Origin of the sequence: Mycobacterium sp. H4Y, from assembly GCF_000364405.1 — a bacterium.
Lineage (GTDB): Bacteria > Actinomycetota > Actinomycetes > Mycobacteriales > Mycobacteriaceae > Mycobacterium > Mycobacterium intracellulare.
This window is the reverse complement of sequence record NZ_AKIG01000001.1, coordinates 870796-891089: the sequence shown is the minus strand read 5'-3', so window position 1 is coordinate 891089 and position 20294 is coordinate 870796. Positions and strand designations below refer to the sequence as shown.

13 protein-coding genes and 1 tRNA gene are annotated in these 20294 nt (G+C 67.9%); 4 read left to right on the top strand and 10 right to left on the bottom strand.

Annotated features, from left to right (window positions below):
* Positions 1-48 precede the first annotated feature (48 nt).
* The 5 genes from W7U_RS04060 to W7U_RS04040 all read right to left on the bottom strand — a co-directional run bounded on the left by W7U_RS04060 (position 49) and on the right by W7U_RS04040 (position 8271).
* Complete coding sequence (locus W7U_RS04060; RefSeq protein WP_008255153.1) at positions 49-720, bottom strand: hypothetical protein; 672 nt, start codon at positions 718-720, stop codon at positions 49-51.
* Complete coding sequence (locus tag W7U_RS04055) at positions 708-1121, bottom strand: thioesterase family protein (protein WP_008255151.1); 414 nt, start codon at positions 1119-1121, stop codon at positions 708-710. The genes W7U_RS04060 and W7U_RS04055 overlap by 13 nt, the downstream gene beginning before the upstream one ends.
* On the bottom strand, positions 1118-5968 hold the full coding sequence (locus tag W7U_RS04050; protein WP_008255148.1) for an NAD-glutamate dehydrogenase: 4851 nt from the start codon (positions 5966-5968) through the stop codon (positions 1118-1120). The genes W7U_RS04055 and W7U_RS04050 overlap by 4 nt, the downstream gene beginning before the upstream one ends.
* A 78-nt stretch (positions 5969-6046) precedes the next feature.
* Positions 6047-7723 (bottom strand): energy-dependent translational throttle protein EttA, encoded by a 1677-nt coding sequence (ettA, locus tag W7U_RS04045; RefSeq protein ID WP_008255146.1) that lies wholly within the window; start codon positions 7721-7723, stop codon positions 6047-6049.
* A 77-nt stretch (positions 7724-7800) separates the two neighbouring features.
* Positions 7801-8271 carry a single-stranded DNA-binding protein gene (locus tag W7U_RS04040; protein WP_008255143.1) on the bottom strand — a complete coding sequence of 157 codons (471 nt, stop codon included), beginning with the start codon at positions 8269-8271 and terminating at the stop codon, positions 7801-7803.
* 124 nt (positions 8272-8395) lie between these two features.
* On the opposite strand from W7U_RS04040, the gene W7U_RS04035 reads away from it, so the two are divergent.
* Positions 8396-8656, top strand: a complete 261-nt coding sequence (locus tag W7U_RS04035) for a Txe/YoeB family addiction module toxin (RefSeq protein ID WP_008255141.1) — start codon at positions 8396-8398, stop codon at positions 8654-8656.
* Here W7U_RS04035 and W7U_RS04030 read toward each other — a convergent pair.
* From W7U_RS04030 to W7U_RS04010, 5 genes are all read right to left on the bottom strand, one after another.
* Complete coding sequence (locus W7U_RS04030; protein ID WP_008255139.1) at positions 8653-10728, bottom strand: cytochrome c oxidase assembly protein; 2076 nt, start codon at positions 10726-10728, stop codon at positions 8653-8655. The two genes, W7U_RS04035 and W7U_RS04030, sit on opposite strands and share 4 nt — an antisense overlap.
* A gap of 28 nt (positions 10729-10756) precedes the next feature.
* A complete protein-coding gene (locus W7U_RS04025) occupies positions 10757-13111 on the bottom strand; it encodes a glycerol-3-phosphate 1-O-acyltransferase (protein ID WP_008255138.1) in 2355 nt (784 codons plus the stop codon).
* Entirely contained in the window at positions 13108-14883 is a 1776-nt protein-coding gene (locus W7U_RS04020; protein WP_008255136.1) for an HAD-IB family hydrolase/lysophospholipid acyltransferase family protein, read from the bottom strand. Before W7U_RS04020 ends, W7U_RS04025 begins: the two co-directional genes overlap by 4 nt.
* Entirely contained in the window at positions 14880-16349 is a 1470-nt protein-coding gene (locus W7U_RS04015) for a wax ester/triacylglycerol synthase family O-acyltransferase (RefSeq protein WP_008255135.1), read from the bottom strand. Before W7U_RS04015 ends, W7U_RS04020 begins: the two co-directional genes overlap by 4 nt.
* A gap of 145 nt (positions 16350-16494) precedes the next feature.
* Positions 16495-17742: an alpha/beta hydrolase gene (locus tag W7U_RS04010; RefSeq protein WP_008255134.1), complete on the bottom strand. Its 1248-nt coding sequence runs from the start codon at positions 17740-17742 to the stop codon at positions 16495-16497.
* 186 nt (positions 17743-17928) lie between these two features.
* On the opposite strand from W7U_RS04010, the gene W7U_RS04005 reads away from it, so the two are divergent.
* From W7U_RS04005 to W7U_RS03995, 3 genes are all read left to right on the top strand, one after another.
* Positions 17929-18002 (top strand) — tRNA-Arg (locus tag W7U_RS04005).
* 687 nt (positions 18003-18689) lie between these two features.
* Entirely contained in the window at positions 18690-19100 is a 411-nt protein-coding gene (locus tag W7U_RS04000) for a hypothetical protein (RefSeq protein WP_036428676.1), read from the top strand.
* Positions 19101-19517: 417 nt separating this feature from the next.
* Positions 19518-20288, top strand: a complete 771-nt coding sequence (locus W7U_RS03995; protein ID WP_008255130.1) for an enoyl-CoA hydratase — start codon at positions 19518-19520, stop codon at positions 20286-20288.
* Positions 20289-20294: the final 6 nt, after the last annotated feature.

Sequence of the window (20294 nt, the reverse complement as noted above, 5' to 3'; positions counted from 1 at the left end):
CCGACGCCGCGTTAAACTCAGCCTGATTTCGTTCGCCAAACCGGGGCGTCAGCCCAGCAGCAACGCCGGGTCGCCGCGGCGGCGATACACCGAACCGAACCGGGCGTCCAGGCGCAGCCACGTCGGCGTGATGCGGACCCGGATCAACTCCTGGGCGTCGACGGCATCGGGCGACTGCGGCAGGAAACCCATCGCGGTCAGCGCGAACACGCAGCGCATCGGCAGCCCCACGTGGACGTCGGCGGCACTCACCTGGATGACCTCCTGGTCGAGCAGCGACACCGGCGGGCCGTGAGAACTGCTGTGCTCCTTGGCAAGTCGCGCGCCGCTTTGGGCCAGACCGAGCACCACCTTGGCCGGGATGTCCTCGATGTGGGTGAAGCCGGATTCCGGGGGCAGGCCGCCCCGCCACGCCGAGTCCATCGCGAATCCGGGATCGACGTAGCCCGAGTCGTCCATCGCGGCCAGGCCGCGCGCCAGCGCGTCCGCACCCACGGACAGGTCCGAGGGCCGGACCTCGCCCGGCACCACTCTGCTGGCCAGCACGTCGAAACCCGTTGCGACCCAGGCGGTCAGAAGCCCGTCGGATCGGGTCCGCAAGCGGATGATCGCCGCATCGTCGAGTCGCAGCGCGCGCTCGAGGAACGCGGCCAGATCCCGGCGGTGCTCGGCCCGAAACTGCGCGCCCAGCCACAGGCCGCGGTCGGCTACCTGATCCACCGCTGCAGATACTCCCGATGCTGCGGCGAGAGCCGCACCAGCCGCTCCTCCTCGATGTGGACGGCGGCCAGTTGCGACTCGGCGATGACGGCGGGCTTCGAGTCCGGATCCGCGTTGACCGAACGCACTTCGTAGCCCAGCGTGAAGTCGACCGCCCGCAACCGCTTGGTCCACATCGTCACCTGCAGTGGAGAATCGGCCAGCCGAAGCTGACCCTTGTAGGTGACCTTGACCTCGGCGATGAGCAACCCGATCGTCAAGATGTCGACCTCGAACGCCTCGCGCAGGAACTGCACCCGCGCCTCTTCGAGGATGGTGACCATGGTGGCGTGGTTGATGTGCTGGTACATGTCGATGTCCGACCAGCGCACCAGCACGGGCGCGACGAAGCCGATGCTCAACTCGATGAACCTCTTCCGCTCGTGCGGGTCATGCGACGGATTTGTCGCGCGGCGACGGACAACGTCGCGAGATCCTTGTCCCCGCTTTCCTGGATCTCGAGGAGCGTCCGTCGGGCCCGCTCGACCCTGGACGCGGACAGGTGCTCCCACTCGGCGATCTTCTCTTCACCGCTTTCGTCGGGCTCCCCCACGGCGAGCACATCGAAGCACAGCGACCGCAGCGAGGCGTAGATGTCGTCACGGATTGCCAAGCGCGCCAACGAGTGCCAGCGGTCCCTGCGGGGCAGCTCGGAGACTGCCGTCAGCAGGCCGTCGGTGCCGAGCCGGTCCATCAGGGCGAAATAGGTGTCGGCGACCTCGGCGGCGTCGATGTCGTTGATGTCGCCGATGTCGATGATGTCGAGCAGGCTGAAGTGGTAGAGCCCGGCGGCCACCGTGTAGGCCAGGTCTTTGGGCGCGCCCTGGGAGGCGAATTCCGCGGCTTCGGATTCCACGATGGCCTTGTCGTCACCGCGCAGCCATTCCGACATCCGCGGCGTCAGCGCCTTCACTTTGGCGGCGAACCGGTTGATCTCGGCGCCGACCGCCAATGGCTGTGGGCGGTAGTTGAGCAGCCAGCGTCCGGCGCGGTCGATCAGGCGTCGGGTGTCCAGGGTGAGCCGATCCGACAGGGCGACCGGCAGATTCTCCGCGCGGATGCGGCGCCAGATCTCGCTCACGCCGAAGATGGCGTCGGTGGCGACGTAGGTGCGCACCGCGTCTACCGACCCGACCCCGACGTCTTCGGTGATCCGGAAGGCGTAGCTGATGCCGGCGGCGTCCACCAGGTCGTTGATCAGCATGGTGGTGACGATCTCGCGGCGCAGCTGGTGGGTGCGGATCTCGCCGGTGAACCGTTCCCGCAACGGTTTCGGAAAGTACAGGGGCAACCGGGACGCGAAGACGTCCTGTTCGGTCAGTTCGGTTTCGAGCATCTCCTCTTTGAGCCCCAGCTTCACGTGCGCCATCAGGGTGCACATCTCCGGTGAGGTGAGCCCGATGCCGGCCTCGGACCGCCGCTGAATCTCCTTTTCCGACGGCAGTGCTTCGAGTTCCCGGTTGATGCCACGCTCGTCGACCAGGTACTGGATCAGCCTGGCGTGCACCGGAAGCAGGCTGGCCGCGTTCGCGCGGCTGGTGCCGATCAGGTCGTTCTGGTCCTCGTTGTCGGTGAGCACCAGTTGGGCGACCTCGTCGGTCATCGACTCCAGCAGCGGCTTGCGTTCCTCCGGCTTGACCTTGCCGGCGGTGACCAGGGAGTCGATCAGAATCTTGATGTTGACCTCGTGGTCGGAGCAGTCCACTCCGGCCGAGTTGTCCATCGCGTCGGTGTTGATCCGGCCGCCGGCCAGGTCGAACTCGACGCGGCCCAAGGCGGTCACCCCGAGGTTGCCGCCCTCGCCGATCACCTTGGCGCGAACCTGAGAACCGTTGACCCGCACCGGATCGTTGGCGCGGTCACCGACGTCGGAGTCGGATTCGGACTCGGCCTTGATGTAGGTGCCGATCCCGCCGTTGAACAACAGGTCCACCGGCGCCTGCAGGATGGCCTTGATCAGGTTGGGCGGGGTCATCTCGGTGACGTCATCGCCTGAGCCGTCCAAGCCCAACACGTCGCGGACCTGGGGGCTGACCGGAATGGACTTGTGCTCCCGGCTGTACACCCCGCCGCCCTCGCTGATCAGCGACGTGTCGTAGTCGTCCCAGCTGGAGCGCGGCAGCTCGAACATCCGCCGGCGTTCCTCCCACGAGGCCGCGGCGTCGGGGTCGGGGTCGAGGAAGATGTGCCGGTGGTCGAAGGCGGCGAGTAGGCGGATGTGCTTGCTCAGCAGCATGCCGTTGCCGAAGACGTCACCGCTCATGTCGCCGATGCCGACCACGGTGAAGTCCTCGGTCTGGGTGTCGACGTCCATCTCCCGGAAGTGTCGCTTGACGGCCTCCCACGCGCCCTTGGCGGTGATGCCCATGGCCTTGTGGTCGTAGCCGACCGAGCCGCCGGACGCGAACGCGTCGCCCAGCCAGAAGCCGTAGGACTTGGCGACGTCGTTGGCGATGTCGGAGAACGTGGCGGTGCCTTTGTCCGCCGCCACCACCAGGTAGGCGTCGTCACCGTCGCGACGGATGACTTCCGTTGGCGGGTTGACCTTTCCGGTCGCGTGGTCGACGTTGTCGGTGACGTCGAGCAGGCCGGAGATGAACAGCTGATAGCAGGCGACGCCTTCGGCGCGGGTGGCGTCCCGGTCGGCCGCGGCGTCCCCGGTGGGCAACGGTGGCCGCTTGACGACGAATCCGCCCTTGGCCCCGACGGGCACGATGACCGCGTTCTTGACCGCTTGCGCTTTGACCAGACCCAGGATTTCGGTGCGGAAGTCATCGCGACGGTCCGACCAGCGCAGGCCGCCGCGGGCCACCGGGCCGAACCGCAGGTGCACGCCTTCGACCCGCGGCGAATAGACGAAGATCTCGTACTTGGGGCGCGGCAACGGCAGCTCGTCGACCAGCTGAGCGTCCAGTTTGATCGCCAGCACGTTGCGGGCCCGGGCCGAACCCTTGCGTGTCACAAAGTAATTGGTGCGCAGCGTCGCCTGCACCAGCGACGCGAAGGCGCGCAGGATGCGGTCGGTGTCCAGACCCACCAGGGCGTCGATGTCGGCGGCGACCGCGGCGGCGGCCGCCTGCGCGTCACGGCCGGTCGAGGAACTCGGGTTCGGGTCGAACAGCGCCTCGAACAGCGCGACCAGGGACCGCGCGGTCGACGGGTGCTCGTTGAGCACCGATTCGATGTAGGACTGGCTGTAGGGAAAGCTAGCCTGCCGCAAGTACTTTGCGTAGGCGCGCAAGAGCACGACCTGTTGCCAGCGCAGCCCCGCGCGCATCACCAGCTCGTTGAAGCGGTCGATCTCGAGGCGTCCCTGCCAGATCGCGGTGACGGCGTCGGCGAATCGCTCGGCCATCTCGTCGCGCTCGGCTTGCGTCGACGCCGACTCGATGGTCGGGTGCGGGGATATCTTGAACTGATAGATCCACACCGGCAGCCCGTCGGAGCGGGTGACCGTGAACGGCCGCTCCTCGAGCACCACCACGCCCATGCTCTGCAGCATCGGCAGCAGCTGGCTCAGCGAGGCGGTGCGCCCGCCCAGGAACCAGGTCAGCTGGGCGGATCCGTCCTCGCCTTCGAGGAACACCAGCTTGACCGAATTGTCGTGCAGCTCTTTGATGATCGCGATGTGATCGATGGCGTCGGCCGGGGTGACGGCCTGCTTGTAGACCTCGGGAAAGGCGTCCGCGTAGTACTCCGCGTCGGCGTGCCCGACGGAGCCTTCGGCGGCGGCGGCGATCAGCCGGTCGGTCCAGGTGCGCGCCGCTTCGCTCAGCATGCCCTGGATGCGGATCCGGTTGTCCTCGGAGACGTCGACCGGCGTGGCGCCGGGGTCATCGGAAGGCAGGCGCACCATGAAATGCATGAGCGCCCACGGTGATTCGCTGACCCGCGCGGTGAATTCCAGCCGCGTGCCGCCGAATTCGTGTACCAGGATGTCTTCGATCTGCAGCCGCACCGCCGTGGTGTAGCGGTCGCGGGGCAGATACACCAGGCAGGAAACGAAGTACTGGAGGCTGTCGGCGCGCAGGAACAACAACGCATTTCGCTGCGGACCCAGATCCACCACCGCTTTGGCCATCGCCAACAACCGTTCGGCGCTGAGCGTGAACAGTTCCGAGCGCGGAACGGTTTGGATGACGTCGAGCAGCAGCTGGCCGGGGTGGATCGGGTCGCTGTCGGCCATCGCCAGCGCCTCGCGGACCCGACGCGAGATCGTGGGGATCTCCAGGACGTCGGCGTTCATGGCGGCAACCGTGAACAGCCCGACGAAGCGGTGCTCGAGCACGCCGCCGTCGGCGTATTCGCGAACGGCGATGGCGTACGGGTAGGCGCCGTAGCGCAGGTAGCTGCCCACCACGGATTGCGCCAGGACCAGCAGCCGGTCGTCGTCGGTCAGCCGGGGGCGCGAGCCGGTGCGGGTGCGCAGCACGCCGAGCCCGGGCGTCCCGTCACCCGAGACGCGGCCGTCGTGCACGTGGCAGCGTTGATAGCCGAGCAGCAGGAAATTCCCGTTGCCCAGCCAGCGCAGCAGGGCCGCGACGTCGTCGCGGTCCGGCGCCGAAAAGCGGTCTTGCGCGTTGGCTTCGACCTGGGCGGCGAGGTCGTTGAGCGCGGCGATCAGGTCCGATGCGTCGCTGGCGACCTGTTGCACGTCGGCGAGAACCCGGGGCAGCAGCCGCTCGACCTCGGTGAGCCCCTTGCTGTCGACGGACGGCAGGAGCTGCACGTGGATCCATGCCTCGCCGGCGTATTGCGATGCCCCCTCGGGCTTCGCTTCGACGCTGAGCAGATCGCCGGCGGGGTTGCGGTGCACGTCGAACACCGGCGTCATGATCGCCGTATAGGGAACGCCGAGCCGGTGCAGCAGCACGGTGACCGAATCCATCAGCATGCCGCCGTGGTCGGTGACGACCTGCAGCGCCGGCCCGAACCCGGCGGGGTCCTCCGCGGGGTAGACGGCGACGCGGCTCTCGCCGTCGGGGCGGTGCTGGCCGAGCCGGTAGTGCGCGCTCAGCATGGCCGGGGTGACGATCGCCGCCGGGACCGTCAGGTCAATGGGCCTGGTCTCCGCGCCGCCGGACTGGTCGCTATGGGGACCGCGATAGCTCTCCACATAGGCTTTCGAGATCCACTGGGGAATGTCCTGCTGCTGGGTGAAGGTCGTCCATGGCTCGAGGTCCTGTTTGGCTCCGGGATCGATCGTCATGCCGACTGCTCCCAACTGGCGACGGTTGTCACTGCGCTCAAACGCCCCGTTCCCGCGCGGCGGGGGGCAGAGCCGACACTAGTCGCGCGTCAGCTTGCGGTGGGTCACTCTGTGCGGCCGCGCCGCCTCGGCGCCGAGCCGTTCGATCTTGTTTTCCTCGTATGCCCCGAAGTTGCCCTCGAACCAGAACCACTTGGCCTCGTTGTCGTCGTCACCCTCCCACGCGAGGATGTGGGTGCAGGTGCGGTCCAGGAACCACCGGTCGTGCGAAATCACCACCGCGCAGCCGGGGAACTGCTCGAGGGCGTTCTCCAGCGAGCCCAGGGTTTCGACGTCGAGGTCGTTGGTGGGCTCGTCGAGCAGGATGAGGTTTCCGCCCTGCTTGAGCGTCAGCGCGAGGTTGAGCCGGTTGCGCTCGCCGCCCGAGAGCACGCCGGCCGGCTTCTGCTGGTCTGGTCCCTTGAACCCGAACGCCGACACGTAGGCCCGCGACGGCACCTCGGTCTGGCCGACGACGATGTGGTCCAGCCCGTCGGAGACGACCTCCCAGACGTTCTTCTTCGGGTCGATGCCCGCGCGGGTCTGGTCGACGTAGCTCAGCTTGACGGTCTCGCCGACCTTGACCGTGCCGCTGTCCGGCTCCTCGAGACCGACGATGGTCTTGAACAGCGTGGTCTTTCCGACGCCGTTGGGGCCGATGACCCCGACGATGCCGTTGCGCGGCAGGGTGAACGACAGGTCCTTGATGAGGGTGCGTCCGCCGAAGCCCTTGTCAAGGTGCTCGACCTCGACCACCACGTTGCCCAGCCGCGGACCGACCGGGATCTGGATCTCCTCGAAGTCGAGCTTGCGCGTCTTCTCGGCCTCGGCGGCCATCTCCTCGTAGCGCTGCAGCCGTGCCTTGCTCTTGGCCTGGCGCGCCTTGGCCCCGGAGCGCACCCACGCCAGCTCCTCGGTCAACCGCTTCTGCAGCTTGGCGTCCTTGCGCCCCTGCACCGCGAGCCGTTCGGCCTTCTTCTCCAGGTACGTGGAGTAGTTGCCCTCGTACGGGTAGGCCCGGCCGCGGTCGAGTTCCAGGATCCATTCGGCGACGTTGTCCAGGAAGTACCGGTCGTGGGTGACCGCCAGGATCGCGCCCGCATACGAGGCGAGGTGCTGTTCGAGCCACTGCACGCTCTCGGCGTCGAGGTGGTTGGTGGGCTCGTCGAGGAGCAGCAGGTCGGGCTTGGACAGGAGCAGCTTGCACAGCGCGACGCGGCGGCGCTCACCGCCGGACAGGTTGGTCACCGGCTCGTCGGGCGGCGGGCAGCGCAGCGCGTCCATGGCCTGCTCCAGCTGCGAGTCGAGGTCCCACGCGTCGGCGTGGTCGAGTTCTTCCTGCAGCCGGCCCATCTCCTCCATCAGCTCGTCGGAGTAGTCGGTGGCCATCAGCTCGGCGACCTCGTTGAAGCGGTCGAGCTTGACCTTGATCTCGCCCAGGCCCTCTTCGACGTTGCCGCGAACGGTCTTCTCCTCGTTCAGCGGCGGCTCCTGCAGCAGGATGCCGACGGTCGCGTCGTTGGCCAGGAAGGCGTCACCGTTGTTCGGCTTGTCCAGGCCCGCCATGATCCGCAAGACGCTCGACTTGCCGGCGCCGTTGGGCCCAACGACGCCGATCTTGGCGCCTGGATAGAAGCTCAACGTGACGTCGTCCAGGATCACCTTGTCGCCGTGCGCCTTGCGGACCTTCTTCATCGTGTAGATGAACTCAGCCATGCCGCGGTTGTGCCTTTCTGGTCTTGCGGGTATCGGGGGGATCCCCGCGGACCATCCTAGGCACCGCCGGGCGACGGCTAAGCCGAGAGAGGCAGTCCGTCACCGCCCGTGCCGTCGTCGGCCTCGGTGGTGTCGCCGTCGGCGTCCGCGGGTCCGCTCGCTGCGGTGGCATCCGCGGTGGTCGGACCGGTGTATCCGGGTTTCTCGATCCGGACGATCGCGCGCGACACGTCCGGCCCGACGGAGGTCGCCCGCATCTCCAGTGACGAGCGACGGTTGCCGTCGCGGTCTTCGTACTCGCTGGTGTAGACGTGGCCCACCACGATCACGGGTGCGCCCTTGCCCAGCGCGGCCCCCACCCCGGTGACCAACTTGCCCCAGCAATTGACGTTGATGAACAGCGAGTTGCCGGGCTCCCAGCCGCCCTCGGCCGTGCGCCGGCGCGAATTGCTGGCGACGCGGAATTTCATGACCTCCTGGGTGCCGACCTGCCGTCGCTCCGGGTTGTTGACGATGTGGCCGACGACGGTGAGCGGTGTTTCAAACATGGGTTGATCCCTTTCGATTGCGTTTGTGGCTATGGCTGCCAGTAGGCGCGGCGGCACCGACGGCTCGACGGGACAACGGGCGCCGGCCCACCCGCCCTGTGGACGAAACCGTGACTGTGGATCGATGCTGATGTCCGCCGATGATTGGAAGGCGTGGAACGACTACCTGCACTGGCAGACGGCCGACCGGGCCGTGCTCAAGCGGATCAACAAGCTCATCGCGGAGGCTTGCCGGTCGCCGCAGGCGGGCATCGGCAAGCCTGAGCCCCTGAAATACGGGCTCGTCGGCGCCTGGTCTCGGCGAATTACCCAGGAACACCGGCTCGTCTATCGGGTCGTCGGCGATGACCTGCAGATCCTCCAGGCCCGGTTTCACTACACCTAGTCGGTGGCGGATTCCTCGCGCGCCGGTCCCGACCCCTCGCGCTGCGCCAGCCGGCTCAGCATCGCGTTGTAGGCCGCCAGCTCGGCGTCATCGTCGCGGTCGGCGGCCCGGTCCAATCGTTTGGCGGTGCGACGGTCGCTGCGCGCCCACTGCACCAGCAGCGCCAGCATCACGATCACCAGCGGAAATTCCCCCGCCGACCAGGCGATGCCGCCGCCCAGCCGCTGGTCACCCAGCAGGTCGGTGTGCCAGCTCAGACCCAGCGAGCGGTAGTAGTCGGCGCCGAGCACCTTCTTGGTGCCCATCAACACCACCCCGAAGAATGCGTGCAGCGGTAGCGACGCGAACACCACGGCCACCTTGGCCAGCGGCGGGATCGGTCGCGGCGTCGGGTCCACCCCGATCACCACCCAATAGAACAGGTAGCCGCTCAACAGGAAGTGCAGGTTCATCGCCAGGTGCCCGGCGTGACTGCTCGCGGTGATGTCGAAGAGGTTGGACAGGTACAGCCCGTAGAACCCGGCGACGAACAGCACCGTGGCCACCACGGGGTTGGTGAGGAATCGCGAGAAGCGACTGTGCAGCCCGGCCAGCAGCCACTCCCGCATGCCCGGCGGATCTTGGTGGCCGGATGAGCGCCCCGCCGCGGGCAGCGCCCGCAACGCCAGGGTGACCGGAGCGCCCAACGCCAACAGGATCGGCACCAGCATCGACAGGCACATGTGGACCACCATGTGCATGCTGAACATCGCCGGCATGTAGCGCCCGATTCCCGAGGACGTCACGAACAGCAACGCCAGGCAGCCGAGCAGCCAGGACACGGTCCGGCCCGGCGGCCACCTGTCGCCGCGCCGGCGCAGCCGCACCAGGCCTGCCACATACAGCGCGGCGAGGACGATGGCCGCGGTGCCGAAGATCAGATCGAAGCGCCAGTCGAAGAGAATGCGTGCCACGGTCGGGGGCCCGTCGAAGTCATAACCGATCTCGGCTTCGGGGACCGACGGCAGCCGGGCCGGCGGGGGCGGCGGCGCGGTGCGGCTCAGCCCGACGGCGATGCCGAACGTGAGGCCGAACAGCGCGGCCTCGAGCAGCGCCAGCCTGGCCAGCGCGGCGCGTGCCCGCGACGGGCTCGGATCCGCCTGCAGCGCAGCCACACTCACGCGCCGCTGGCGCCAGCCGACGCCACCCAACAGGCACAGCGCGACGAACTTGGCGACCACCAGGCGCCCATAACCGGTGCTGAGCAAATCGCCGGGCTGGACCCGCACCAGGGCGTTGACCAAACCGCTCAACGCCATCGCCACCCAACACCACAGCGCGATCGACGAGAAGCGCCGCGCCGCCAGGCCGGTGTGGGCGCCGCCACGCAGGGCGTGGGCGAGCAAGGCGAGCAGGCCGCCGGCCCACAGGCTGGCGGCGACCAGGTGGATCAGCAGGCCGTTGGTGGCCAGGTCGTGCGAGCCGCCGGCCGACGAATGACCGGTCAGGCCGAGCGGGATGAGCGTCAGCACCGACGCGGCGAGCAACACCGGCGTCCACGACCAGCGCAGCACCGACAGGCTCGCCACCGTGATCACGGCGGCCAGGATCGCGGTCCAGCGCCAGGCCGAGGCGGTGGCGATCAGACCCGCCAACGACCAGATGCGCGCCGGGCCGATGTCGACGACCGCGCGACCGGACACGTCGGAGATGGTCAGTGGGACCAGTAGGGCCGCACACACCGCCCACACCCCCGACGCCACCGTCCCCAACCGCAGCGCGCGGTAGCCGTCGGCGTCGAGGACGCCGCTGCGTTGCGGCGGCACCAGGAAGGCGGCGAACAGGAACGACCCGACCGCCAGGACCGCGGCGATCTCCCCCGCCGCACGAACGAACGGCAACCCCAGCGTGGTCACCGGGCCCGGATCGGGCAGGCCCGTCGCGGTCAGCGCGCTTGCCAGCGAGAGCGTCCCGATCCCGGCGGCCGTGCAGCCCGCCAGGGCCGCGACGCCGGCCAGCACCGGCCACACCAACGCGCGGCGCTGGGACGGGGCAGCGGTCGGGGCCGTGCCGGCCGGCGGGGCGACGGTCATACACCCAGGGTATGGGCGCGGGTGCCGGCTACCCGGGTCGGCTGCCCAGCCGGTCCTGACGCGCCTTGAGCTCGCGGGCCACGAACTGATCCCGGGCAATGCGTCCGACGTAGTTGGAGTCCCGGAGAATGTCGCGCAATTCGCGCAGGAAGGCGGCTCGCCGTTCGGCCAGGTCCGGGGCGGGGCCGATCAGGTCCTGATCCTCGACGACCTGGCGCGCGGTGGCGAACAACAGCGTCGACACCGATTCGCTGCTGCGGACCCGGGTCTGGGCCACATATTGTCGACCGACGCCGAGCGCCAAGTCGGTCAGTTCCTGGTGGCCGATGCCGGCCGGGGCGTCGCGCAGCACGTCGGCGACGATCTCGTAGGCCTCGAAGAACACCCGCAGCATCGCGTCGGCCATCAGCGGACGCTTGGCGAACAGCAGGGCGTCGATCTCGTCGCCGCCGGCGGCGACGTGGGCTTGCCAGTTGTCGTGCCACGCCATCTCTTCGGCGATGTGGTCCCGGAAGGTCGCCGAGTCCGCGAAATAGAAGTCGAACTTCAGCAGATCGCGCAGCCGCGTCGCCTGGGCCCAGAACGCCGCCATGCGGTCGCCCTCGGCATGCCTGGCGTGGGCCAGCGCGAGCTCCACGATCGAGGTCTCCAGGAACGCGTGGATCACCGAGTTGCGGTAGAACGCGGCGGCGTGCTGGTGTTCGGGCGCGATGTGCCACACCGGCTCCCGGCCGCCGTCGACCCGGGTGATGGGGTGCCCGTTGGACAGGGCGTCGACCGCCGCCCGGACACCGTCGTGCGAGCGCAGGCGCAATGCGCTGGTGGACATCGGATTCTGTTTGCGTTCCAGATAGTCCAGCGAGTCCTGCAGCGTGTGGTGCAGCTGGCCCAGCGTCAGCGCCGCGCCGCGCGTGGTCAACAGCAGGGCGCACACCAGACCGGTCGCCGTCACCGGTGTCGCCTGCAGGATCCGCCACGCGACTTCGAACGACATCTTCTGCAGGGCAAGCCGCTTGGCGTCCGGGTCCTGTGTGAGCGGGCCGTGCGGGGCGCCGAGGTACTGGCGCATCGACACCGCTTCGGGGAACCGGACGTAAATCTTGCCGTAGTTGCGTTCGCCCTGCGCCCTGATGAAGTTGTACAGCCAGCCGACGCCCTCCGGGGTCTTCTCCCCACCTCGGGCGTAGGCGGCGTATTCGGCGGTCTCGTGCAGCTGGTCGAAGCTGATCGAAACCGGTTGCAGCAGAATGTCCTCGCTGCGGCCATCCAGGTACGCGTCGGCAACGTAGGCCAGCAGACCGAGCTTGGGCGGCAACATCTTTCCGGTGCGCGAGCGGGTGCCCTCGATGGACCAGCTCAGGTTGAACCGCTTTTCGACGATGTAGCCGACGTATTCGCGCAGCACGTACTTGTACAGCTGGTCGTTGCCGATGTTGCGGCGGATGAAGATGACACCGGAACGCCGCAGCAGTGGCCCCATCGCCCCGAACGACAGGTTGATCCCGGCGAAGACATGCACCGGCGGTAACCGGTTCTCCTGCATGGCCACCGGCACCACGGCGCCGTCGATGTAGGACCGATGGGAAAACAACAGCACCGCCGGGTGGGCTTCCAGGCCGGTGCGCATCGCGGCGACCTGATACTCGTCGTAGTCGATCTCGGGATCGAACCCGCGGCTGATCATCCTGCCGAGCACCGAGACCAGGTCGACCGACGCCCTGCTCCACCCGGTGGCGAGTTCGTCGAGCATCTTCCCGGCCTCGTCGACGGTCGCGCCCGGAATCTTCGCCAGGCCGGCGCGAAACCGGTTGGACGCCAAGATCTCCGGCTTCACCAGCCGTGGCGACTTGTACTGCGGCCCGAGGATCCGGTACTCGACGCGTTCCATCGCCAAGATCGCGCGGCGGATCACGAATTGGGCGAAGTCGCTCTTGTCGTCGCCGACGGTGGTGTCACGCCACTGCCGGCGGAGTTCGGAGACCGTGGCCGATTCGCCGGCCACCACCCGCGCCCGCTGGGGAGCGCCGCGCAGGATCTGGGCCTGCATGCGTTGGTTGGGGTGGTAGGGGTCCCGGCCGGGCAGCAGCCCCGTCAGCCTCGCGAGCCGCCCGCGATCCGGCGGGGGCAGCCAGAACACCCGCACCGGCACGATCGAACGGTCCTCCCCCGACTCAAGCTGCTCGGCCAAGAACGTCATCGCTTCGGGCGGCGCGTTGAGCGCGGGCAGCGTGACCAGGTCGAAGTTCGCGCCCGGATGGTCGGAACGCTGCTGATCCAGCCACGTCGTGACCAGTTCCATTTCGATCGGCGAGGCCATCGAGGCCAATACCAGCGAGTCGGTTTCGGCGAGGATGGCGCTGGTATCTGCCGCCGGTTCGGTCACGGACGCCCTCGGGGCGGCGATTCCGGTGATTCGGCGCCGACGGTTCCGTCCGCGGCGGGCTGTTGCACCTCACCGTCCTTGAGAGCAACCTCGGATGCGTTCGGATTCGCCGTGGGCGCAGCCTTTTTCGCGCGGGACTTGCTCGCCGATTTGGCCGGGGCCTTTTTCGCTGCGCCCTTTTTCGCGGTGGTCTTCTTGGCGGTGGTCTTGGTGGCGGTGGTCTTGGTGGTCCGGCTGCGGGCTTGGGCGGCCGCCTTCTTTTCGGCGTACAGGTCGACCTCGGGCAGTTCGCCGACCGGCCAGTTGGCGAGCGTGTCCAGATACAGCTGACGCACCTCCTCGATGCGCTCGGGGAGCGTGTCAACTGTCCAGTCCTGCACCGAGATCGGAGGAAAGACCGCGACGTCGACCGTGCCGGGGTTGATGATGGCCGAGTTCCTGGCGGCAACGAGCTCGGCATTGCGGATCACGATCGGGACGATCGGAATGCCCGCGGCCATCGCGAGGCGGAACGGCCCCTTCTTGAACGGACCGACCTCGGTGGTGTCCAGGCGGGTGCCCTCCGGGGCCATCAAAATGGAAAGCCCGTTCTTGGCCCTCTCCTCGACCGTGCGCATCGTCTCGAGCGCGGAGGCCGAGTCGTCCCGGTCGATGAACACCCCGTCCAATGCCTTACCGAGCAGGGCCATGATCGGGTTCTTCTGCAACTCCTTCTTGGCCACGGCGACCCAGTTATCGTTCACCAGCGCGCCGGCGATGACGGGGTCAACCTGGTTGCGGTGGTTGTAGATAAAGACGGCCGGACGCTGCGCGGTCAGGTTCTCTTTCCCGACGACATTGAGATGCACTCCGGTGGTCGCGAGCACCGTTTGGGAGAACACGGAGGTGAAGAAATTGGCGCCGCGCCGCCGGCTTCCGGTCAGCACACCCATCGCCACCGCGCCGGCCCCGACGGGGACGATCGAGCCGAGCCCGGCCAGCGTGCGCACCTGGCGCCGCAGGCCCACCGGACCGCGGCTGCTGAACCGCAGGATCGGCCAGCCGCGGCGCTTGGCCACCGCCGCCATCTTGCCTTCGGGATTCGTCGGCCGCGGATTGCCGACCAGATACATCAGCGCGACGTCCTCGTCACCGTCGGCGTAGAAGTAACTGTCCTTGAGATCGATGTCGTGCTCGGCCGCAAAGCGTTGCACCGCAGCGGCTTTGCCCGGACCCCACAGGATCGGCTTCTGGACACCGCCGGTGAGTATGCCGTCTTCGGTGGTCTCGAATTTGTTGGTGAGCGTGTTGGGGATGCCGAGGAACCGCGCGACCGGATTGACCTGGATGGTCAGCGCCGACGAGCTGAGCACCACGGTGTGCCCGCGGGCCATGTGGGCGCGCACCAGCTCGCGCATCTCGGGGTAGATCCGCGACTCGATGCGCTGGACGAACAGCCGCTCGCCGATCTCGTCCAAGTCGTCGATCAACCGGCCCGCCAGCGCCGCGGCGGCCTTGCCGATGAGGTCCTCGAACTCGATGCGCCCCAGGGTGTGGCTCAGGCCGGCCTGGACCATGCCGAGCAGTTCTCCCACGCCCATGTCGCGGCGCAGCAGCCGCTCCTGGGTCAGGATGACCGCGGTGAACCCGGCGACCAAGGTGCCGTCCAGGTCGAAGAACGCGCCGATTTTCGCGCCGGCGGGGCTGGCCATGATCTCGGCCACCGAGCCGGGCAGTCGCATGTCCGCCCCGGTTTCCGGGGTGTCGTCGGCCCCCCCTTTGGATGCGCTCATGAGCCCGACGCCGATCGAGACGACACGGCCGACTCGGTGAACGAGGCGGGGACCGCGCGCGGGGGCGGATCACCGGCCAGTGCCAGAATTTCGTCGAAACCGTCGAGCAGGCACTGGGCGAACAGCGCGTCGTTGCGTACCGAGGCCCTGTCGTAGCGCACGGTGATGGTGCACCACCCGCCACGCGAGATCAACACCACCATCATCGCCACGCCCGGCAGCGGGCCGATACCGTACTGCCGCAAGACTTTTGCGCCGGCGAGGTAGGTGTCACCCGGAAAGACGGGCAGATTGCTGGCCTGCACGTCCGAACCGATCACCGAGCCGGTGAGGCCTTCCAGCACGGCGGTGGGCAAGACGCTGAGCACCGGCGCAAAAGAACCGATGATGTTCATCGCGGGCTCGTCGCGGCGCTGGGTCATCTGCGCGCGGATCTTCTTCATGCGGGAGACCGGGTCGACGGTGCCGATCGGGGCGGCCAGGTTGACACCGGTGAACCGGTTGCCGCCGGCGTTGTCCGCTTCGGCCCGAAGGTTGACCGGCACCGCCATCGGCAGCGTGCTGATCGGCACGCCGAACGCCTGGTGGTAGCGGCGCAAGGCTCCACACAGCCCGGCGAGGTAGGCGTCGTTGATCGATCCGCCGCCGGCTTTGGCGGCCTTGTGCAGGTCGGAGAGCGGGATGTCGATCGCCTCGGTGCGGGTGGTCAGGCTGCGCCGACGCAGCAGCGGCGACGGCTCGGCGGCCCGGTTGAGGACCCGCATGCCCGACATGGCGTATCCGACGATTCCCGAGACGGTGGCCGCCGGTTCCAGCACCGCTCGCCCGGCCGCCGACACCGCCCCCGACAGCGCGCCCAGGACGCCGCCGACCACCGCGAGCGGGAGGTGGTTAATGCCTTGGCGCATCAGGTCATTCGACGTCAGGTCCTGCGGGATGGGCAGCGGCAGTGTCGGCTTCGCGGGCGGGTCGCGCTCGAGGTCATAGATCTCGGCGAACATCTGGACCCCGCCGACGCCGTCGGTGACGGCGTGGCTGACATGCAACAGGGTCGCCGCCTTCCCGTCCGCCAAGCCCTCGACCAGGGTGGCCGTCCACAGCGGCCGGGAGATGTCCATCGGTGATTGCAGGTTGACCTCGGCGAGGTCGAAGACGTCACGCAGGGTGCCGGGTTCGGACACGCGCACCCGGCGCACATGGAAATCCAGGTTGAAATCGGGATCGACCACCCAGCGCGGCGCCGCCGTCGGCAACGTCGGGACGACGACCTTCTGCCGCAGCCGCAGCACCCGCCGGGAGGCGTTTTCGAACCGGGCCCGGAACTGCTGCCAGTCCGGTGTGGTGTCCAACAGCTCCAGCGCCATGATCCCCGAGCGGGTACGGGGATTCGCTTCGCCCCGGTGCATGAGGTAGTCGACCGGCCCAAGCTCGTCGGACAGTTTGATTGCCTCGACGGACTCAGTCATGGTCATCAACTCGACGAACCAACCTTGTCACCGTCGATCACGCTCCCGCCTTGGTCCGCGAACCCTGATGGTCACCACAACGCTAGTCGGGTTACCCCCCTGGTGAAAGGAGATGCGAGGACTGCAGCGCGCGCTCAGCCGGCCGTCAGCTGGCGGAAGTGGCCGACAGCGGCAGCGAATCCAGGACCGAGCTGACGCGCCGCCCGTAGACGACACCCAGGAAGTCGGCGACGGCGTCGGCGGCCAGCCGCGACCGAACCGTCGGGGTGATGTCGAAAGCGTGATGCGCGTTGGCGAGTTCGGCGTGCGCCACCGTGGCGGCACCGGCCCCGCGCAGCGCCGCGCAGAAGGCGCGGGCCTGGCCACTGGGAACCAGTTCGTCTTTCTCGCCGTGCAGCACGAAGAACGGCGGCGCGTCGGGGTGCACATAGGAAATCGGCGACGCCGCGGTGAACCGCTCCGGCTCGTCGGCGTAGCGGGCCTTCACGACGAACTGCTCCAGGAACGGCAGCATCAGTTCGTGCATGTTGTCGAAGTCGGTGAAGTCGTAGACGCCGTAGTAGGGGGCGACCGCTTGGACGGTGGTGTCGGCGTCTTCGAAACCGGGCTGAAAATCGGGGTCGTTCGGGGTGAGCGCCGCCAGGGAGGCCAGGTGCCCGCCCGCGGACCCGCCGGTGATCGCGATGAAGTCGGGGTCGCCGCCGTAGTCGGCGATGTTCTCCCGGACCCACGCGATCGCCCGCTTGACGTCGATGAGATGCGCGGGGAAGGCGCTGCGCGGGCTCTTGCTGTAGTCGATCGACACGCAGATCCAGCCCAGTTGAACCATGCGGCTCATCAGCGTGTAGGCCTGCGGGCGCCTGCCGTTCAGCGCCCATGCTCCGCCCGGCACCTGGATGAGCACGGGCGCCCGGCACCCGGGGGCCAGGTCGTCGCGCCGCCAGATGTCGAGCAGGTTGTCGCGGCCGCGGGGGCCGTAGGAGATGTCGGAAGTCTGTGCCGCATACCGGCGGTGGGGCCCGGGCCTGCCCAACAGGCCACCGCGGGGGGTACATACGGTCCCGACGGTGGTCGGGTGGCATACCTGTTCACGGAAGCCGGGGCCGAAGGCCTCCTCGAGCGCGGTGGTGAGGGTTTGATCCGCCCGCTGGGCGGCCAACGTCTTGCCGACCCGTCCGATCGACGGATGCGCGACCCGCGACAGTGCGTGACCGGTGACGACGTGGGGCGGGAACTCGGTGAAGAGCCAGCCGGTGAAAAAGCCCAGCGCGAGTGGGCCGCCTCGCAGCAGCAGGCTGCCGGCCCGATAGGCGACTTTGGCGTCGGCCGCCAGGCGTGATGCCTGGGCGCCGGCCCACGAACAGCGCGAAGTCAGGTCACTGGCCACGCTCATGACAACGTCACCCCTCGACGTCAGGCACACGCCTCGCTGCGGTTAACGGCGGATTGCCGGCCGATGTTGTACGTGTGTCGAGGTTCATCACGATAACCGATAAACGCGGCGCGGGAAGGCTTTTCGTGCGCGTGGCGGCGGGGAATCGGGCCGGGGGGTGCGGTTGGATAGACTGACCTGCACATTGCCTCCGTAGCTCAGGTGGATAGAGCAAGGGCCTTCTAATCCCTAGGTCGCAGGTTCGAATCCTGCCGGGGGCGCGGGCAGGCAAATCCGCGGGCGGCGCAGGGAATCCCGCTACGTCGGGCAGCACGTGACGACGGGGTGGCCCCCGCCTTATAGCGCAGGTGATCAGCAGCCGACCGGACCGCCGCCCGCCGGGCAGGTGGGTATGTCAATGGGTAAACAGCTCACCGACGTCGTTGAGACGGCGAATGCGAGGACCAGCGCGAACAGAACTTTTCCCCCTGGTCATAATGGGAAAGCGTGCGCCCGGGCGGCATTCCCCGCGGCGTGTTTGGCAGAAACGGCAGAAACTCCCGCAGGAGCCGGGAGTGACCAAAACCTGTTGCGCCACTTGTCGTTGTGAGGTCAGCGGGCCGCGACGTACTGCCACCCCGCTTCTCGCTTTCGAATCAGCGCGGGATTGGGCGGGGCCGGTCGCGTCACGCGTCGCCGCACCCGGTCGGACACCCGCTCGATTGGCGCGGTGATGCAGGTCACGGCGCAATTTAGGGGGAAAATCAACGGCCACAGAACGCACCGTTAGAACCGGCGGTAATGGCTATTCGGCCCGGCCGCATACCAGCGGACGCCCGGGCTTGGTCAAAGTGACTATCCAAAGTTTGCAGATTCAGTATTCTGGGAACAGCGTGTCGTGACGAGCAGTTGACGCCCTCGGGGAGATCATTAGTTAGGGCGTCTTCTCTTCGAGGGGTTGGCGATATATGGCGTCAAATGACTGGCAGCCGGTAGTCCGTGTCGGAGAGCCGAGGTTCATAGCCGGCGTAGGAAGTCGCATCAAAGTCGAAGTGAAGACCAGGGGCTGGCTGAGCCGAGATTGGCGATGTTACTTCGGATCTCAGGTATCACAGCAGCAACTCGACGCCCGGTATTCCTCATATCCGTGCTGGGACGAAGTCCAGCGGATCGAGGGCTCCTGCTCGGAGAATGACGCGGAGCGCTACATCGAAATGATCGACGCGGCAATCCATTACGCCAATATTAAGTTGCGTAGCAATGCCATGCCGAGGACCGTCATCCAGGGGGCGGGCTTCGATCAGCGGGCGTGTGCGGTGCGTGAGCGTCAAGCCGAACTCGACGAGCTGGCCAAGAAATTGGCGAAACCGGAGTCCTAATCTTCCGCATGTCCGCCTGGGTCCCAGGGCCCAATGGCCGGGCAGGTCATGCGTTTGCGCAGGTCATTCCGGAAATTGGACGAAGAGTCCCAGAAGTTGCAGATAACGTTTTCATAAACACAGCATTAGTTGTAGATTCCGACTTCCCTGTCGCACCGGCAAAGATTGGCGCGTCGCACCGCTCCGGGGCCCGGCGAACTCGGCTCGGCGGTGAATGGCGTTCAACCACCGAGACGTCCAAAGACCGATCGCCGATGTTCTTTGTAGCGCCCTTTCTCCCGCGTCCGTCGGTAATCGCGCTCACACCGGCCGAGCCGGGCAACCGGCGGCGCAGTACCCTTACCTCGCCCGTCACTCCGCCGCCGAACGAACCGGCGGGCAGGCGGTCCCGCAAACCCCAAGCCGGAGGTGCCCGACATGGCCCAGTCCGATCTGGTGTTGCTCGATATCGACAACCGCGTCGCGCTCATCACGGTCAACGATCCCGACCGCCGCAACGCGGTGACGGCCGAGATGTCGGGTTTGCTGCGCGACGCCGTCGAGCGGGTCGAAGCCGATAACGACGTGCACGCGGTGGTGGTCACGGGGGCCGGCAAGGCGTTCTGCGCGGGAGCCGACCTCAGCGCCCTGGGCGCCGCCGGCGGCGGGGCGGCCGAGACCGGCCTGCAGCAGCTGTACGACGGCTTCATGGCCATCGGTAGTTGCCGGCTGCCCACCATCGCCGCCGTCAACGGGGCGGCCGTCGGCGCCGGTCTGAATCTGGCCCTGGCCGCCGACGTGCGCATCGCCGGACCCGCGGCGCTGTTCGATGCGCGGTTCCAGAAGCTGGGGCTCCACCCGGGCGGCGGTGCGACGTGGATGTTGCAGCGCGCGGTCGGACCGCAGGCCGCCCGCGCGGCCCTGCTGTTCGGCATGCGCTTCGACGCCGAGGCCGCGGTGCGCCATGGCCTGGCGCTCAGTGTCGCCGACGATCCGGTGGCCGCGGCGCTGGAGCTCGCCGCCGGGCCGGCGACCGCGCCGCGCGAGGTCGTGCTGGCGACCAAGGCGACCATGCGCGCCACCATCAGTCCGGGTTCGCTGGACCACGAGCAACACCAGCAAGCCATGCGCGCCGAGCTTGGGCCGCAGGCGCACTCGATCCAGTCACCCGAATTCGCACAGCGATTGGCCGCCGCGCAACGCAAGTAGCCGGCC

What these genes read in the sequence shown, in the direction of transcription:
- W7U_RS04050 (WP_008255148.1), bottom strand. Translation starts at nt 5,968, where the DNA reads ATGACGATCGATCCCGGAGCCAAACAGGACCTCGAGCCATGGACGACC.
- ettA (WP_008255146.1), bottom strand. Translation starts at nt 7,723, where the DNA reads ATGGCTGAGTTCATCTACACGATGAAGAAGGTCCGCAAGGCGCACGGC.
- W7U_RS04040 (WP_008255143.1), bottom strand. Translation starts at nt 8,271, where the DNA reads ATGTTTGAAACACCGCTCACCGTCGTCGGCCACATCGTCAACAACCCG.
- W7U_RS04035 (WP_008255141.1), top strand. Translation starts at nt 8,396, where the DNA reads ATGCTGATGTCCGCCGATGATTGGAAGGCGTGGAACGACTACCTGCAC.
- W7U_RS04030 (WP_008255139.1), bottom strand. Translation starts at nt 10,728, where the DNA reads ATGACCGTCGCCCCGCCGGCCGGCACGGCCCCGACCGCTGCCCCGTCC.
- W7U_RS04020 (WP_008255136.1), bottom strand. Translation starts at nt 14,883, where the DNA reads ATGAGCGCATCCAAAGGGGGGGCCGACGACACCCCGGAAACCGGGGCG.
- W7U_RS04015 (WP_008255135.1), bottom strand. Translation starts at nt 16,349, where the DNA reads ATGACTGAGTCCGTCGAGGCAATCAAACTGTCCGACGAGCTTGGGCCG.
- W7U_RS04010 (WP_008255134.1), bottom strand. Translation starts at nt 17,742, where the DNA reads ATGAGCGTGGCCAGTGACCTGACTTCGCGCTGTTCGTGGGCCGGCGCC.
- W7U_RS04000 (WP_036428676.1), top strand. Translation starts at nt 18,690, where the DNA reads ATGGCGTCAAATGACTGGCAGCCGGTAGTCCGTGTCGGAGAGCCGAGG.
- W7U_RS03995 (WP_008255130.1), top strand. Translation starts at nt 19,518, where the DNA reads ATGGCCCAGTCCGATCTGGTGTTGCTCGATATCGACAACCGCGTCGCG.